The sequence below is a fragment of the Streptomyces sp. NPDC012825 genome (genome assembly GCF_042900925.1).
In the GTDB taxonomy this organism is placed as follows: Bacteria; Actinomycetota; Actinomycetes; order Streptomycetales; family Streptomycetaceae; genus Streptomyces.
In genome coordinates, this window is record NZ_JBIBBZ010000024.1 from 1 (window position 1) to 15,113 (window position 15,113).

The following is a 15,113-nucleotide window of genomic DNA, read 5'->3' on the forward strand; positions in this document are numbered from 1 at the left end:
ACGGCATCGTGGTGATCATGACTGCCCCCTGGAGGGGATCGAACCGGTGGGCACGGATGTGTACAGGGGATTCGGAGCCGCGCCGCCGCCGGATGTCGCGTCCGGTGTTCCGGGAGCGGTCTTCTCGCCGCGGTCGAGAATTTCTCCGGCGTCCCGAGAATTTCTTCGGCATCCGTTCGTCCACGGCACCTTCGGCTCCGAATCCCTCATGTCCTGCACAGCGAGAACGGCGACGGAGCGGAGGCCGTCATAGGACGGCCCCCCTCGGACACGCCCGCCGGCTCTCGTACGTGCGCACCGATGCGATTCGTTCGAAGGAGGTGGATCCGATGACCGCATCCATCCGGCTCCGCCGTCTGGTGGCGGGCGCCGCGGCGTCCGGCCTGCTGGCCGGCGGTGCCGCGCTCGGTCTGTCGGGCACGGCGGCAGCCGCCCCGGCGCCCTCGTCCGTCGCCACCAGTGTGGTGACGACCGATCACCACGACCGGTGCGAGTGGAAGAAGGGCCACTGGGAGAAGAAGTGGGTCAAGGGCCACTGGGAGAAGAAGGCCTTCCCGCACAAGACCTGGCACCCGGGTCAGCACGACAAGCACGGCAAGTGGCACAACGGCCACTGGAGCCATGACCACGTCTACAAGTGGGTCTACGTTCCCAGCCACTGGGACCACGTCTGGGTGAAGGGGCACTGGGACTGCCGTCACCGCTGACGCGGAGCCCCGGGGTGGGGTCGGGAGCACGGCTCCCGGCCTCACCCTCCCGTACCAGCGGCCGGTGGGCGTCACCTCCTGTGCCGCGAAGGGGTGCGGCGCGGCGGCCTGGGAAGGAAACCGCTGGTCCGGGCGGCGTACGCGGCGAAACCGGGACGGTCGGCCATGCGCTTCTCCAGCAGGCGTTTGCCGCTGCCGACGGTCAGCAGCAGGGTCATCACGACGGGGGAGACGAGAGCGGCGAGCGCCGTCTGCCAGGTGGTGCAGGCCAGGAGGTACAGCCCCCACCAGACGAGCGCGTCGCCGAAGTAGTTCGGGTGGCGGGTCCAGGCCCACAGCCCCCGGTCCATGACACGGCCGCGGTTCGCGGGATCGGCCTTGAACCGGGCCAGTTGACGGTCGCCGACGGCCTCGAAGACCAGTCCGGCCGCCCACGCGGTCACGGCGACGGCGTCGAGCGGGCCCAGCGGCGAAGGGCTGTGGGCGGCCAGCTGGACGGGCAGCGAGATCAGCCAGACGAGACCCGCCTGCGCCAGGTACACGGTGCGCAGCGCGTACCAGGTGCGGTTTCCCGGTGCCTTGTCGAGGAGTTCGGCGTAGCGCGGGTCCTCGCCGTGGCCCCGGAAGCGGTGGGCGATGTGCAGCGAGAGCCGCAGCCCCCAGACGACGGTGGCCGCGGTGACCAGCAGCCGCCGCCCGTCGTCGCCGTGCCCGTCGGACAGGACGAAGGAGACGGCGGCGACGGAGCAGAAGGCGAGTCCCCAGGCGATGTCCACGACGCGGTGCAGACCCCGGCGGACGGCGAGGGTGAACGTGACGAGCAGGACCCCCACCGCCGTGGCGGCCGTGGCGAGGAGACAGGGGACGAGCGCGCCCCAGTCGGGCGGGCTCACGGCCGTCCGTCCGTGTCGTACCAGGCGGCGGGGGTGGACGACACGCCCGAACCGCCCTCACGGGTGGGGCGGACGGCGAGGATCTGGTCGACGCCCATGCGCCGCTCCGAGAACGCGAGGGACGCACCGGCCAGGTAGAGGCGCCAGACGCGACAGGTCGTCGTGCCGACGAGTTCCTCGAATTGGGGCCAGTGGGATTCGAGCCGGTCGCGCCAGGCGTCGATGGTCCGCGCGTAGTGCTCGCGGACGGACTCGACGTGCCGGGCCTCGAAACCGGCGGACTCCAGCACGTCCACGGTCCTGCCGACGGGACGCATGTGCATGTCGGGGGCGATGTAGGTCTCGATGAACGCCCCTCCGCCCGGCGCGTTCGCACCCCGGGACATCTGCTGGACGAACAGCCGGCCGCCGGGGCGCAGCGCGCCGTACAGCTTCGCCGCGAAGTCCGGGTACTCGGCGTCGCCGACGTGCTCGCCCATCTCGACGGTGGACGCCGCGTCGAAGCCCGCCGCGTCGATGTGGCGCCAGTGCCCGAGCTCGACGTCCACGAGATCGGCCACGCCCTCGCGCACGCACCGGTCGGCGACGAAGTCCCGCTGGGCCCGGGAGAGGGTGACGGCGGTGACGCGGACCTTGTGCTCGCGGGCCGCGTGCACGGCGAGCGAGCCCCAGCCGCAGCCGACGTCGAGGAGCCGGTCCCCGGCGCGCAGGCCGAGCTTGCGGCAGATCAGCTCCAGTTTGTCCCGCTGGGCGTCGGCCAGACCGTAGGAGGGGTCGTCGGGGCGGGCCCAGTACCCGCACGAGTACGCCATCGACTCGTCGAGCAGCAGGGCGTAGAAGTCGTTGGAGAGGTCGTAGTGGTGGCTGATCGCGGCCCGGTCGCGGCCCGTGGTGTGCAGCCGTCCGCCGAGTCGGGCCCGGCCGCCGGGGCGGCGCGGCGGCGGCCCGGCCGCGCCCAGGCCCACGGCCAGGGCGCCGGCCGCCGCCAGACCGGCCGGGCCCGGCCGGGCGGCCCCCTGGTCGCGGACGGCGCGGCCGGCCCGGGACAGGGCCGGGGCGAGGTCCCCCTCGACGTCGAGGTCCCCGGTGACGTACGCCTCCGCCAGGCCCAGTTCGCCCGGCTGCCACAGCAGGCGGCGCAGGGCGGCGGGGGAGCGGAGCGAGACGAGGGGCGCGTCGGCGGGGCCGGCCGTGCTGCCGTCCCAGGCGCGCAGCCGTACCGGCGGCGGACCGGTGACGAAGTGGCCGAGCAGTTCGGCGAGACGGTCGGCGGCGGGCCTCATCGGGGGGTCCCTTCGGTCAGGAGGATCTGGCGGACATCGAGGTAGCCGGAGCGGAAACCGGCTTCGGAATAGGCGAGGTACAGCTCCCACATGCGCCGGAAGACGGTGTCGAAGCCGAGGGCGGCGACGTCGTCCCGCCGGGCGGTGAACCGCTCCCGCCACAGGCGCAGGGTCTCCGCGTAGTGAGGGCCGTAGCCGTTGTCGGCGACGGTGCGCAGCCCGGCGGCGGCGGAGTGCTCGTCGAGGGCCTCGCGGGAGGGGATGAGGCCGCCGGGGAAGACGTACTTGCTGATCCAGGTGTGGGTGGCGGCGGTGTGCAGCATCTGCCGGTGGCCCATGGTGATGGCCTGGAGGGCGACCCTGCCGCCGGGCGCGAGCGCGCCGCGCAGGGTCCGGAAGTAGGAGGGCCAGTACTCGGCCCCGACCGCCTCGATCATCTCGACGCTGACGACGGCGTCGTAGCGGCCCTCGGCGTCCCGGTAGTCGCACAGCCGGACGTCGACCCGGTCGGCCAGGCCGGCCGCCCGTACGCGCGCGCGTGCGAGGTTCGCCTGCTCGTGGGAGAGGGTGAGGGTGGTGACCCGCGCGCCCCGGGCCGCGGCGCGCAGGGCGAGTTCGCCCCAGCCGGTGCCGATCTCCAGGAGCCTCGTGTCCGCGCCGACCCGGGCGAGGTCCAGAAGCCGGTCGATCTTGCGGTGCTGGGCGTCCGTCAGGGACGCGAAGCGGGCGGGGAAGGCGGGGAACAGCGCGGAGGAGTAGGTGAGGGACGGGTCGAGGAACGTGGCGAACAGCTCGTTCGACAGGTCGTAGTGGCGGTGGACGTTCCGCCGCGCTCCGTCGGGGGTGTTGAGGTCGGCGGCCGGCCGGGACGCCACCCACAGGGACCGCAGCCGGCGCAGCGGGGCGGGCACGAGGTCGTCGACGTGCGCGGCGAGGCGGGTCAGGACCCCGGGCAGGTCGTCGCTGTCCCACTCCCCGGCCATGTAGGACTCGCCGAAGCCGATCAGTCCGGCGCTGCCGATCCTGCGGTAGAAGGCGTCCGGGTCGTGGAGCACGAGCCGGGGCGGGGACGGTACGGCCGGGTCCGCGGCGCCGCCGGGCGCGAGGAGCGACAGGTCTTTCAGGGCCTTGCGCACCAGGTACCGGGCGAGGGCCGTCCGGCCGGGCGTCGCCTTCGGCGGCCGGGCCACGTCCGGCCAGCGGTCGGCGTCCACGACGCCCACGGCGTCGTCGGCGTGGACGGCCGCGGCCGGACCGGGCTGGGCCGGCACGAACACGGCGCGCCGGGCCACCGGGGCGCGACCGGGGGAGATCGGGGAGGGAGGGTTCAAAACGGTGTGTCCTTCTGCGTGGTGTGCGGTGGGGTCAGCGCGTACGGGCGGTCGGCCGACCGCACGGCGGGGAGAGCGGGCCGTCCTCGGGACGGGGCTGTACGGGCAGGCCGCGCAGCCACAGGCGGACGCCGTGGCGGCGGATCCCGGCCCAGACGGCGGCGGTCGACCACGGCCTGCGCACCGCGCACCCCAGCAGGGCGGCGACGGTGGCGGGGCGCCGGCGCCCCCGTACGGTCGCGGTGAACGGACGGCCGTCCCCGGTCCGCAGCTCCACCGCCAGGCGCAGCTCCTCGCCGGGCGGCGGCAGACGCATCCGGTAGCGCCCCTCGACGCCGAAGAACGGGGAGACGTAGAAGGCCTTGTCCGCTTCGGCGCTTCCCTCGCCGTCGGGGCGGAGCAGGTAGCAGTGCCTCTGTCCGTACGTGTTGTGGACCTCGGCCACCACGCACACCGGGGCGCCGGAGGCGTCGTGGCACCAGTACACGCTGAGCGGGTTGAAGACGAAGCCGAGCACCCGCGCGTGCGCGAGCATCACGACGCGCCCTCCGCCCAGGTCGACGCCCTGCTCGGCCAGGTACGCGTCGAGGCCCGCCCGGACGGATCCGGCACGGCCCGTGAAGTGGTCGCGGGCGTCGAACCGGGCCAGCGGCCGGACCGGGGCGGGCAGCACCGGCAGCGCGTCGAGGTCCACGCACCACAGGTACGTGCGGTGCCGGAAGGAGTGGCGCAGCGGCGCGGTGCGCGCGTGGGCGACCACGCACTCGTACAGCGCTGGCGTCGCCGGGCCGGCGCCGGTCACCACCGCACGCCCAGGGACCGGGCGGCGAGCACGCCGGAACGGCAGCCGTCCTCGTGGAACCCCCAGCCGTGCCACGCGCCCGCGTACGCGGTCACCGCGGTGTTGAGGCCCGGGAGCTCCCTCTGCGCCGCGACCGAGGCCGGTGTGTAGACGGGGTGTTCGTACACCATGCGCTCCACCACCCGGTCCGGGGCGACGAGGTCGCCGCCGCCGAGGGTGACGACGTACTCGGCCCCGGCCGGCAGTCGCTGCAGGCGCCGCATGTCGTAGCTGACCCGCACCGGGTCGGTGGAGGGGTCGCACCCGGTCAGGTGGTAGTTCCAGGACGCCCGGGCGCGCGGCGAGCGGGGCAGCACGGAGGTGTCGGTGTGCAGCACGGTGGGGTTGCGGGAGTACGTGAAGGCGCCGAGCACCCGCCGTTCGTCGGGGGTCGGGTCGGCGAGCATCCGCAGCGCCTGGTCGGGGTGGGTCGCGATGACGACGGCGTCGTACGTCTCGACGGTGCCGTCCCGGGTGGTGACGAGCGCGCCGCGGCCGGTCCGCCGGACGGTCTCGACGGGGCTGGCGGTGAGGACGCGCCGGATGTTCTTGGCGGCGGCGGCCACGTAGGCGCCCGAGCCGCCGGTGACCGTCCGCCACCGCGGGGACCCGGTGACGGACAGCAGGCCGTGGTGGTCGAGGAACGCGAAGAGGTAGGCGGCCGGGTAGACGAGGGCGGTGCGGGCCGGGCAGGACCACACCGCCGACACCAGGGGGAGCGCGAAGTGGGCGACGAAATAGGGGGAGAAGCCGTGGTCGCGCAGGAAGTCCCCGAACGTGACGCCCGGATCTCCGCCCCGGGCCAGCAGGCGCCGGGCCGCGCGGTGGAAGGCGGGGACCTCGGTCAGCAGTCGCAGGTAGCGGCCGCGCAGGGCGCCGCGCGAGGCGAAGAGGCCGGCGGGCCCGCGGGCGCCCGCGTACTCGAGGGCGCAGCCGTCGCACCGTACCGACATGCTCATCTCGGTCTCCTGCCTGCTGACGCCCAGTTCGTCGAAGAGCCGCAGCAGGGTCGGGTAGGTGCGCTCGTTGTGGACGATGAAGCCGGAGTCCACGGACACCGACCGGCCCCCGGGCCCGGCCAGTTCCCGGGTGTGGGCGTGGCCGCCGAGACGTTCGTCCGCCTCGTACAGGGTCACCTCGCGTACGGGGGAGAGGACGTGGGCGGCGGTCAGTCCCGCCACTCCGGCGCCGACCACTGCCACCTTGCGTTGCTCCACCCGCGTCTCCCGCCACCCGACACGCCGCGACCGCGGCACGATTCACCCGTACTTCGCAGCCGGGGGGCGGATGGATTGGAGGATGTCGCGCGCGAGTTCCGACGCCCTGTTGGTGACTCTTTGTCAGAAATTTCCACCAGGTTCGATCACGATCAATCAAAAATAATCAGAGGTGCTGTTCACTTCTCGTGGTTCCGTGCGTAGGTTCGCGCCTGTTCCTTTCGGGCGACGAAGTGAGTACCCCATGCACCTGGCCGCGGAGCTGCGGCTCCCCACCAACTGGCTCGACTACTCGATCCTGGCGATCTACTTCGTCGTGGTCCTGGGCATCGGCTTCGCCGCCCGGACGAGTGTGAGAACCAGCCTCGACTTCTTCCTCTCGGGCCGCTCGCTCCCGGCCTGGGTCACCGGCCTCGCGTTCGTCGCCGCGAACCTGGGAGCCACGGAGATCCTCGGCATGGCGGCGACCGGGGCCCAGTACGGCGTCGCCGTCGTCCACTGGTACTGGATCGGCGCCATCCCCGCCATGGTCTTCCTCGGCCTGGTGATGATGCCCTTCTACTACGGCTCCAAGGTCCGCTCGGTCCCCGAGTTCCTGCTCCAGCGCTTCGACCGGTCCGCCCACCTGCTGAGTTCGGTCCTCTTCGCCCTCGCCGCCATCCTCATCGCGGGCGTCAACCTCTACGCCCTGTCGATCGTCGTGGAGGCGCTCCTCGGCTGGCCCCAGTGGGTCTCCATCGTCGTCGCCGGGTTCTTCGTCCTGGCGTACATCACGGTCGGCGGCCTGTCCTCGGCGATCTACAACGAGGTCCTGCAGTTCTTCGTGATCCTCGCCGCGCTCATACCGCTCACGATCCTCGGCCTCAAGCGGGTCGGCGGCTGGGACGGCCTGACCTCCTCCCTGGAGAAGAGCCACGGCGCCGACTTCCTGTCCGCCTGGGGCGGCACCGGCATCGGCGACCCCAACCCGCTCGGCGCCAACTGGCTGACCATCGTCCTCGGCCTCGGCTTCGTCCTCTCCTTCGGCTACTGGACCACCAACTTCGCCGAGGTGCAGCGGGCCCTGTCCGCCAAGAACCTGTCGGCGGCCAGGCGGACCCCGCTCATCGCCGCGTTCCCCAAGATCTTCATCGTCTTCGTGGTGATGATCCCCGGCCTGGTCGCCGCCACGCTGGTGCCGAAGATCGGCACGGAGGGCTCCGGCCTCACCTACAACGACGCCGTCCCGCTGCTCATGCAGGAGCTGCTGCCCAACGGCGTGCTCGGCATCGCCGTCACCGGTCTGCTCGCCGCCTTCATGGCGGGCATGGCCGCCAACGTGTCGTCGTTCAACACCGTGTTCACCGCCGACATCTGGGCCGAGTACGTCGTGAAGGGCCGCGAGGACGGCTACTACCTGCGCTTCGGGCGCCTGGTCACCGCCCTCGGCGTCCTCGCCTCCATCGGCACCGCGTTCCTCGCCGCCGGCTTCTCCAACATCATGGGGTACCTCCAGACCCTGTTCTCCTTCTTCAACGTGCCGATGTTCGTCGTCTTCGTCATCGGCATGTTCTGGAAGCGCGCCTCGGTCAAGTCCGGCTTCTGGGGCCTGGTCGCGGGCACGGTGGCCGCGATGGTCAACTACTTCGTCGTCTACAAGCAGGGCGTCATCGGCATCCCCACCGACCAGGGCGCCAACTTCGTCTCGGCCGTCGTCGGCTTCGTCGCCGGCGCGGTGGTGATGGTCGTCGTCACCCTCTTCACGGCCCCCAAGCCCGAGGCCGAACTGGCCGGTCTCGTGTACGGGACGAGGTCGCCCGGCATGGACGAGGCGCCGTCCGACGGTGACGACGCCTGGTACCGGCGCCCCGCCCTCCTCGGCTGGGGAGCCGTCGTCCTGGCCGCGCTCTGCTACCTGCCGTACTCCTTCTGAACGACCGGAGGCAACTCATCATGACCGAACCGCAGCGCGAAGCCTCCGAGTCGGAGGAGAAGTCCGCCACCGCCGCCCGGCTCTTCGACATCCGGCGCATCATCGGCGGCCTGTTCACCCTCTACGGCGTGATGGTGACCCTCGCGGGCGTCACCGCCGACGACGCCGACCTGAGGAAGGCCGTCGGCGTCAACATCAACCTCTGGACGGGGCTCGGCATGCTCGCCCTCGGCCTCTTCTTCCTCGTCTGGCTGAAGCTCCGTCCGGCGGCCCCGCCCACTCCCGCCGACCGCTCGGCCTCCTGACGGACCGGGCCCGGGGCCGCGCGGGGTGACGACGGTTCAAGCCGTCGCCCGCGCGGCCGCCGCCGTCCCGGACAGCGCCGGGGCGGCGCCGAACAGGGCATGGACGGCGGAGGCGACCTGGGCAGCGACCGCCTCGGGGGTGGAGGTGTCGAGCTTGCCGTCGAGGTGCAGGAACGCCAGACCGTGGACGAGGGCCCACACCGTGGTCGACAGGGCGTCCGCGTCCACGCCGGGGAAGGTGGCGCGGACGATGCCGCGGACGTACGCGGAGATGGCGGCGGTCGCGGCGACCCGCTCCTCGCCGGTCGGGTCGCAGGGCTCGGCGGACATCGCCCGGAACAGGGCGGGGTGGTCCAGCGCGAACCGTACGTGGGCGACGGCCGCCGCGGCGAGCTCGTCGGGCGTCGAGGGCGCGGGGCGCGCCTCGGCCAGGTGTTCGGCGAGCTCGCGGTACCCCTCGGCGGCCACGGCGGAGACGAGCGCGTCGCGGTCGGCGTAGTGGCGGTAGGGGGCGGTGGCCGACACCCCGGCGCGCCGGGTGACCGCACGCAGCGAGAGGCCCGCGCTGCCGTTCTCCTCCAGGAGCTCGCGCGCGGCGCGCAGACAAGCGGCGCGCAGGTCGCCGTGGTGGTACGTACTGGTCCGGCCCGTGGGTCGCACACCCTTCATGCTCGCGGTGCTCACGTGCCCTCTCTTATGTGAACGCCGCGTACGTTCTAGGCGGCTTGCAAGAAGGAGAGAACCGGGGCGACCGGCGGGGCGAAGCCCTGGAGGTGCCGGTGGGTGACGGTCCGGGTGTCGGGCTTCTGCGCCGCTTGGGAGCGAAGTGACTCGGCGACGGCGGGGCGCCGTGCTCGCGGCGTCGACACTTCGAGGCGGGGCGACGACGTTCGGGTCGTGCCCCTCAGGCCGCGCTCCGGGGCTTGGCCAGCCAGGTGCGGTAGTCGCGCAGGGCCTTGGGCTGCCTGCGCTGTTCGGAGATCATCCGCGCGGTGGCGCGCCGGGTGATGCCGCCGGTGAGCATCAGGGGGAGCGGGCTGGTGGTGACGAGGTCCTCGGCCAGGTCGAGGAAGTACGCCTCGCGGGCCCGGGTGCGGGTGTCGGTGGAGCGGCCGGTCATGGCGGGGCTCTCGTAGCTGCCGCCGGAGTTGAGCTTGACCGCGACCGCGAAGGACGGCGGGACGGCGGCCCGGACGGCGCGGACGACGTCGAGCGGCGTCCGGGCCCGGTTCTCCAGGGACCCGCCCCACTGGTCGGTGCGCTTGTTGACCAGCGGGGAGAGGAACTGGGACAGGAGGTAGCCGTGCGCGGCGTGGACCTCGACGCCGTCGAAGCCGGCCTGCTCGGCGCGGCGTGCGGTCGCCGCGTACCGCGCGACGGTCTCCTCGATCTGCCGCGGGGTCATGGCGGTCGGGCGGCCGAAGCGGCTGCTGTGCCTGCCCAGGCTGACGCCGATGTCGGACGGGCCCCACACGACGCCGGGCATGCCGGAGGCCACCTGGCGGCCGGGGTGGTTGATCTGCATCCACAGCGCACCGCCGCCGGACTTGCCGGCCCTCGCCCACGCGGCGAACGGCTCCAGGGGCGCGTTCTCGTCGAGCACGACACCGGCCGGGCCGGTCAGCGCCTCGGCGTGGACCATGACGTTGCCGGTGATCAGCAGCCCGGTCCCCCGGACGGACCGACAGCCGTTCGGGTGTCTCCCGGCTGCGTGGGGGCCCGGCTCCCGGGAGTGTGGGGGCATGAGACAGAGCGCCTTGTCCGAGGTGAAGGACGCCGTCACTCCGCGAGCCACGCTGCTGGTGATCGGGGTGATCGTCCTGCAACTGCTGTTCATCGCCTCGTACGTGGGCGCGTTGCACGAGCCCAGGCTGAAGGACGTCTCCTTCGGAGTCGTGGCGCCCCGGGCGGTGGCGGGGCAGACGGTGGCCCGCCTGGACGGGCTGCCGGGCTCTCCGCTGGATCCGCGAGCCCTGCCCGACGAGCGGTCGGCGCGGGAGCAGATCATGAACCGGGACCTCTACGGGGCACTGGTGGTGAACCCGGCCGGGACCACCGACACGCTGCTGGTCGCCTCCGGCGGCGGCAAAGCCCTGTCCTTGGCCCTGGGGACGCTGATCACCGCCGTGGACAAGACCCGGGGACGGGCCGTCCGCACGGTCGACGTGGCCCCGGCCTCGCCGCACGACTTCAACGGCCTGTCCTCGTTCTATCTGGTGATCGGCTGGTGCGTGGGGGCCTACCTGTGCGCGTCGATCCTGGCGATCAGCGCGGGCGCCCGGCCGGCCAACCCGACCCGCGCGGCCACCCGTCTGGGCACGATGACCCTGGTCGCCCTCGTCGGCGGCCTGGGCGGCGCGGTCATCGTGGGGCCGATCCTGGACGCCCTGCCGGGCAGCGTGTGGGCGCTGTGGGGGCTGGGCGCGCTGCTGATCTTCGCCGTCGGCGCCGCCACCCTCGCCCTCCAGGGGCTCTTCGGAGTGATCGGGATCGGGCTGGCGATCCTCCTGGTCGTCATCGCGGGCAACCCGAGCGCGGGCGGCGCCTTCCCCGCGCCGATGCTGCCGCCGTTCTGGCAGGCGATCGGACCCGCTCTGCCACCGGGCGCGGGCACGTGGGCGGCCCGTTCCATCTCGTACTTCCACGGCAACACCATGACCTCCGCGCTGCTGGTCCTGTCGGCCTGGGCGGTCGTCGGCGTCCTGATCACCATGCTCGCGGCGGTGCTCCGACAACGCCGCACCGCGGAAGCGGGGGACGGTCTGCTGTGACCGGGGCGTAGTTCGGCGCGTCCGCTGACGGCCGTGCCTTCGCACCGGCGGACCCGACAGCACTGGTGGAGCCGCAGATCGGGGCCGGGGCAGGACGACGGCGGTCCCGTCGGCCCGCCGAGGGGCGGACCGCTGTTCTGCGTCCGGATCGTCCGCGACCGGCCGCCGGGCCCAGCGGTCCTCGACGGACCCGGCGCTGCTAGCTCCGGCGCGTCTCCGCTCCGCCGTCCCCCCACCCCGCCAGGGCGATGTCCGTCCTGGACGCGGCGTTCAGCTTTCGCATGATGCGTGCCACGTGGTGCTCCACGGTCCGGGTGGAGAGGACCAGGCTCTCGGCGATGTCCCGGTTGGCGCGGCCCTGGACGACCAGTCGGGCCACCTCCTGCTCGCGCGGGGAGAGCTGGTCGCCGTAGCCGAGACGGCCGCGGCGGTGGGTGGTGACGATGTCGTGGCGGCGCAGCAGCCGTCGGCAGCGGGCCACGTCCCAGCGGGCGTCGAGCCGCCGGTAGACCTCGACCACCTCCAGGACCTCGTCGGCCGCCGCCTCCCCGCGCAGGTCGAGGAGGCAGCGCCCGCGGGTCTCCGCCGCCCTGGCCGCGTCGAAGGGGCGGCCGAGCAGCCGCCACCGCGCCTCCGCGTCGGCCAGCAGCTCGACGGCCTCGTCCGGCCGGCCCCCGGCCTCGGCGAGCAGGGCCCGGCACACGGTCAGGGCGGCCCGGGCGGCGGGCGCGTCGCGGTCCGCGATCCCGGCGGTGAAGTCGGTCACGATCCGGTGGGCCCGCGCGGTCTGCCCGCTGCCGTGCAGGGCCTCCACGGCGACGGGCAGCACCTCCCCGGCCCACACCCAGCCGCCGGTCCGTTCGAGCCGGTGCAGCACCTCCTCCACGGCCTCGCACGCCCGTCCGGGCCGTCCGGCCTCCAGATGGAAGCGGGCCGTGGCGGCGGCGGAGGCGGTGAGGATGAGACCGGTGTCGTAACGGGTGGTACGGGCGGCCTCCGCCAGGTCGTGGCGGGCCCGGGGGACGTCGCCGAGCACGTGCAGCGCGGTCAGCCCGCGGACCAGCATGGCCTCGGAGGTCAGATCGGGTATCTCCTGGTAGAGCCGGGTGGTGCGGTCGGCGGCCGCGTGCAGGTCCTGCCAGCGGCCCCCGTGCCAGGCGAGCACCAGACGGGCGGTCTGGGCCAGCCCTTCCAGGTAGGGGCTGCTGGTGTCGGCGAGCCCGTCGGCGGCCCGGTCGAGGAACTCCCGGGCCCGCGCGCCGTATCCGAGGGCGATGGAGGCGTGCGCCAGATTGGTCCAGCCCCGGGCGTGGTGCGCGGCCTCCATCGCGGATCCGGCCGGACCGCGCAGCGCCTCGGCCGCGGTCCAGGCGCGCGGATCGCCGAGCAACATCAGGGCGGTGGCGCGGTTGGCGGCGACGGCGGCCCGGGCGACCGGGTCGACGACCCGGTCGGCGAGCGCCTCGCCGCGCTCCAGCCACTCCCGGTGGCGGTCGACGTGCCAGCCCTTGATGGAGGGGATGGCGGCGACGGCCATGGCGCGGGCGGCGGTCTGCGGGTCGGACGCCTCCAGGTCGGGGACGGCGCGGGCGACCTCGTTGAGGCTGTCGAGCGCCCCTCCGCTCTGGTTGCGCAGGACGACGCTCAGGTGCAGCCGGATCTCGCCGCGCAGCCGGGGCGGCGGGTCGTCCTCGTCGAGGACCCGCCGCACCGCGGCCACCACCGGCCCACCGGCGCGGGCCAGTTGCGCGGTGCGGGCCAGTTTCGCCGCGGTGCGGATCCGGCCCCCGGCGCGCGGGTCCTCGGCGACCGCCCGGGTGTAGAGGCTGGTGGCGGTGGCGTAGTCGCCGGCGGCCGCCGCCCGGTCGGCGGCCGTGACGAGACAGCGCAGGCCCTCGCGCACCCGCCCGGCCGCCGCGTACAGCCGGGCGAGGTCGGCCAGCGGCGGCGGCCCTCCGCCGTTCCGGCGCAGGGCCCGGGCGGCGCGCAGGCTCAACCGGGCGAGCCGCGGCCCGGAGAGGCGCGCCAGCGCGGCCCGGCGGTCCAGGGGGTGCCGGAAGGCGGGGCACGGCCCGTCGGCCCGCAGCACGGACCGGCGTACGCACGCGTCCACGGCCGCCTCGGCCCGCTCGGGCGCGAGGTCCGCCACCTCGGCGAGCACGCCGACGGGCACCGCGAGGCCGAGCACGGCCGCCGCCTCGACGATCCGCCGCGCGTCCTCACCGAGCGGCGCGCACCGCCGGGCCAACTCCCGCCGCACCCGGACGGGCACCCCCGCCTCGCACACGGCGGCGGACACCGGCCCCGCCATCCGGCCGCCCGTCCCCGCCGACCGGCCGACCTCGCCCACTCCGGGACCCGCTTCCCGGCCGCCCGGCCCCGTCCACGGCCCCGTCGACCATCCCGCCTCGCCCGCCCGGAACTCCGCCGCCCGATCGGCCGAGCCCGTCCACGGCCTCACCGGCCCGCCGGTCCCGCCTGCTCCAGAGCCCGTCGCCCGGTCGACCCGGCCCGGCCAAGGGCCCGCCGGTCCGTCGGCCTCGCCCGCCCCGGGCTCCGCCGCCCGGTCGGCCGGACCGGTCCACGGCCTCGCCGGCCCGCCTGCGCCGCCTGCCCCGGGGGCCGGCGCCCGGTCGCCTCGACCCGGCCAAGGGCCCGTCGGCCCACCAGCCCCGGGCCTTGCTTCCCGGTCGACCCCGCCCGCCCCACCACCCGCCTCCCGGTCACCCGGACCCATCCCGGGCCCCGCCCCCCGACCACCCCGACCCGCCCACGCCCCCGCAGCCCCGTCCGCGTCGAGCCTCCCGCAGGGGGCGTCCTCCCCGTACCCCCGCAGCAGCTCCCCGGCGCTCCGCAGCAGTTCTCCGGCGACTCCGGGCAGTCCGGCGGTCAGTTCGTGGACGAGCGCGGTGAGTTCCTCCCGTTCGTCCGCCCGTCCCGGACGGTGCGCGTCGAGCCACCGTCGTACGTACTCGCCCGTCTCCCCGGGCGTCCAGGGCCGCACGTCGATCTCCTCCGTCCGCACCCCGTCCGGGACGCGGACGCCGAGGACCGGCAGCCCGGCCGCGGTGTCCTCGGTGACGACGAGCCGCAGCCCGGCCGGCATCGCGCCCGCCAGATGGTGGAGCAGGGCGAGGGTCGCGGGGTCCGCGCGGTGGACGTCCTCCACGACCAGCACGGCGTCCCCGACCGCCGCGAGGAGCGCCCCGATCGCACGCGGCAGCAGCCCCCGCCGCACCTCCGGGTCGCCCGCCGCCGCGGGCGGAGGCGGCAGCCGGTCGGCCAGTTCCGGTACGAGGAGGCCGACGGCCCCGGTCACCGCGGGCAGCGCCCGGCCGGGGAGGCCGGGCCGGTACGGCAGCCCGGCCAGCGCGTCGGCGACGGGCCCGAGCGGCACCGCGTCCACCGCGTCGGGGCACGTCCCGCGCAGCTGCGTCCACCGCGCGAACTCCGCCCGGCCGAGCACCTCGTCCACCAGCCGGGACGTCCCCGCGCCCGCCTCTCCCCGTACGACGGTGAGGCCCGGCCCCTCCCGCAGCGCCCGGCGCAGTCGCCGCGCCTCCTCGGCCCGTCCGACGAAGCCGCCCCCGCCGACCGTCTCCCCGCCGTGTCCCGCACCGGAAGATCCCGCACCGGGAGCCCCCGCACCGGGAGATTCCGTACCGAAGGGCCCCGTACCGCAGGACCCCGTGCCGAAGGAACGTCTCTCCACGGCTCCGCCTCTCGCCGACCACTCGCCCGGAAGGCCCCCGTACGACCGGGGCCGCCCGTTGGGCAGGTGGTCTACCCTCCGGACGGCCGATGTCGCAATAGGGGTCCACCACCTACGGAATGCGGGCGGTCCGGTCCGACC

Annotated in this window: 12 protein-coding genes; 4 read left to right on the forward strand and 8 right to left on the reverse strand. The window is 74.5% G+C overall.

What is annotated here, in order from left to right; genetic code table 11:
• Positions 1-329 precede the first annotated feature (329 nt).
• Positions 330-707 (forward strand): hypothetical protein, encoded by a 378-nt coding sequence (locus tag ACFY7E_RS30055; protein WP_389490336.1) that lies wholly within the window; start codon positions 330-332, stop codon positions 705-707.
• 71 nt (positions 708-778) lie between these two features.
• On the opposite strand, the gene ACFY7E_RS30060 is transcribed toward ACFY7E_RS30055, so the two are convergent.
• The 5 genes from ACFY7E_RS30060 to ACFY7E_RS30080 form a co-directional block, all read right to left on the reverse strand.
• Positions 779-1,600 carry a DUF1295 domain-containing protein gene (locus ACFY7E_RS30060; RefSeq protein WP_389490337.1) on the reverse strand — a complete coding sequence of 274 codons (822 nt, stop codon included), beginning with the start codon at positions 1,598-1,600 and terminating at the stop codon, positions 779-781.
• On the reverse strand, positions 1,597-2,883 hold the full coding sequence (locus tag ACFY7E_RS30065) for a class I SAM-dependent methyltransferase (RefSeq protein WP_389490339.1): 1,287 nt from the start codon (positions 2,881-2,883) through the stop codon (positions 1,597-1,599). The genes ACFY7E_RS30060 and ACFY7E_RS30065 overlap by 4 nt, the downstream gene beginning before the upstream one ends.
• Positions 2,880-4,154 carry a class I SAM-dependent methyltransferase gene (locus tag ACFY7E_RS30070; protein ID WP_389490434.1) on the reverse strand — a complete coding sequence of 425 codons (1,275 nt, stop codon included), beginning with the start codon at positions 4,152-4,154 and terminating at the stop codon, positions 2,880-2,882. Before ACFY7E_RS30070 ends, ACFY7E_RS30065 begins: the two co-directional genes overlap by 4 nt.
• A gap of 94 nt (positions 4,155-4,248) precedes the next feature.
• Complete coding sequence (locus ACFY7E_RS30075; protein ID WP_389490342.1) at positions 4,249-5,016, reverse strand: DUF1365 domain-containing protein; 768 nt, start codon at positions 5,014-5,016, stop codon at positions 4,249-4,251.
• Positions 5,013-6,272 carry an NAD(P)/FAD-dependent oxidoreductase gene (locus tag ACFY7E_RS30080; protein ID WP_389490344.1) on the reverse strand — a complete coding sequence of 420 codons (1,260 nt, stop codon included), beginning with the start codon at positions 6,270-6,272 and terminating at the stop codon, positions 5,013-5,015. The genes ACFY7E_RS30075 and ACFY7E_RS30080 overlap by 4 nt, the downstream gene beginning before the upstream one ends.
• 244 nt (positions 6,273-6,516) lie before the next feature.
• Between ACFY7E_RS30080 and ACFY7E_RS30085 the strand changes: the two genes are divergently transcribed.
• Both ACFY7E_RS30085 and ACFY7E_RS30090 read left to right on the forward strand, forming a co-directional pair.
• Positions 6,517-8,184, forward strand: coding sequence for a sodium:solute symporter family protein (locus ACFY7E_RS30085; RefSeq protein ID WP_389490346.1), 1,668 nt, complete (start codon positions 6,517-6,519; stop codon positions 8,182-8,184).
• Between the two features lie 20 nt (positions 8,185-8,204).
• Positions 8,205-8,489 (forward strand): hypothetical protein, encoded by a 285-nt coding sequence (locus ACFY7E_RS30090; protein WP_389490348.1) that lies wholly within the window; start codon positions 8,205-8,207, stop codon positions 8,487-8,489.
• A 36-nt stretch (positions 8,490-8,525) separates the two neighbouring features.
• On the opposite strand, the gene ACFY7E_RS30095 is transcribed toward ACFY7E_RS30090, so the two are convergent.
• Entirely contained in the window at positions 8,526-9,158 is a 633-nt protein-coding gene (locus ACFY7E_RS30095; protein ID WP_389490436.1) for a TetR/AcrR family transcriptional regulator, read from the reverse strand.
• A gap of 235 nt (positions 9,159-9,393) precedes the next feature.
• Positions 9,394-10,233 carry a hypothetical protein gene (locus tag ACFY7E_RS30100; RefSeq protein WP_389490350.1) on the reverse strand — a complete coding sequence of 280 codons (840 nt, stop codon included), beginning with the start codon at positions 10,231-10,233 and terminating at the stop codon, positions 9,394-9,396.
• Between ACFY7E_RS30100 and ACFY7E_RS30105 the strand changes: the two genes are divergently transcribed.
• Positions 10,232-11,260 (forward strand): DUF3533 domain-containing protein, encoded by a 1,029-nt coding sequence (locus ACFY7E_RS30105; RefSeq protein WP_389490353.1) that lies wholly within the window; start codon positions 10,232-10,234, stop codon positions 11,258-11,260. The genes ACFY7E_RS30100 and ACFY7E_RS30105 overlap by 2 nt on opposite strands.
• A 199-nt stretch (positions 11,261-11,459) precedes the next feature.
• On the opposite strand, the gene ACFY7E_RS30110 is transcribed toward ACFY7E_RS30105, so the two are convergent.
• Positions 11,460-14,972, reverse strand: coding sequence for a LuxR C-terminal-related transcriptional regulator (locus ACFY7E_RS30110; protein WP_389490355.1), 3,513 nt, complete (start codon positions 14,970-14,972; stop codon positions 11,460-11,462).
• Positions 14,973-15,113: the final 141 nt, after the last annotated feature.

Bases quoted from the DNA above. Each gene is read 5' to 3' on its own strand.
- ACFY7E_RS30055 (WP_389490336.1), top strand. From the start codon at position 330: ATGACCGCATCCATCCGGCTCCGCCGTCTGGTGGCGGGCGCCGCGGCG.
- ACFY7E_RS30065 (WP_389490339.1), bottom strand. From the start codon at position 2,883: ATGAGGCCCGCCGCCGACCGTCTCGCCGAACTGCTCGGCCACTTCGTC.
- ACFY7E_RS30085 (WP_389490346.1), top strand. From the start codon at position 6,517: ATGCACCTGGCCGCGGAGCTGCGGCTCCCCACCAACTGGCTCGACTAC.
- ACFY7E_RS30090 (WP_389490348.1), top strand. From the start codon at position 8,205: ATGACCGAACCGCAGCGCGAAGCCTCCGAGTCGGAGGAGAAGTCCGCC.
- ACFY7E_RS30095 (WP_389490436.1), bottom strand. From the start codon at position 9,158: ATGAAGGGTGTGCGACCCACGGGCCGGACCAGTACGTACCACCACGGC.
- ACFY7E_RS30105 (WP_389490353.1), top strand. From the start codon at position 10,232: ATGAGACAGAGCGCCTTGTCCGAGGTGAAGGACGCCGTCACTCCGCGA.
- ACFY7E_RS30100 (WP_389490350.1), bottom strand. From the start codon at position 10,233: ATGCCCCCACACTCCCGGGAGCCGGGCCCCCACGCAGCCGGGAGACAC.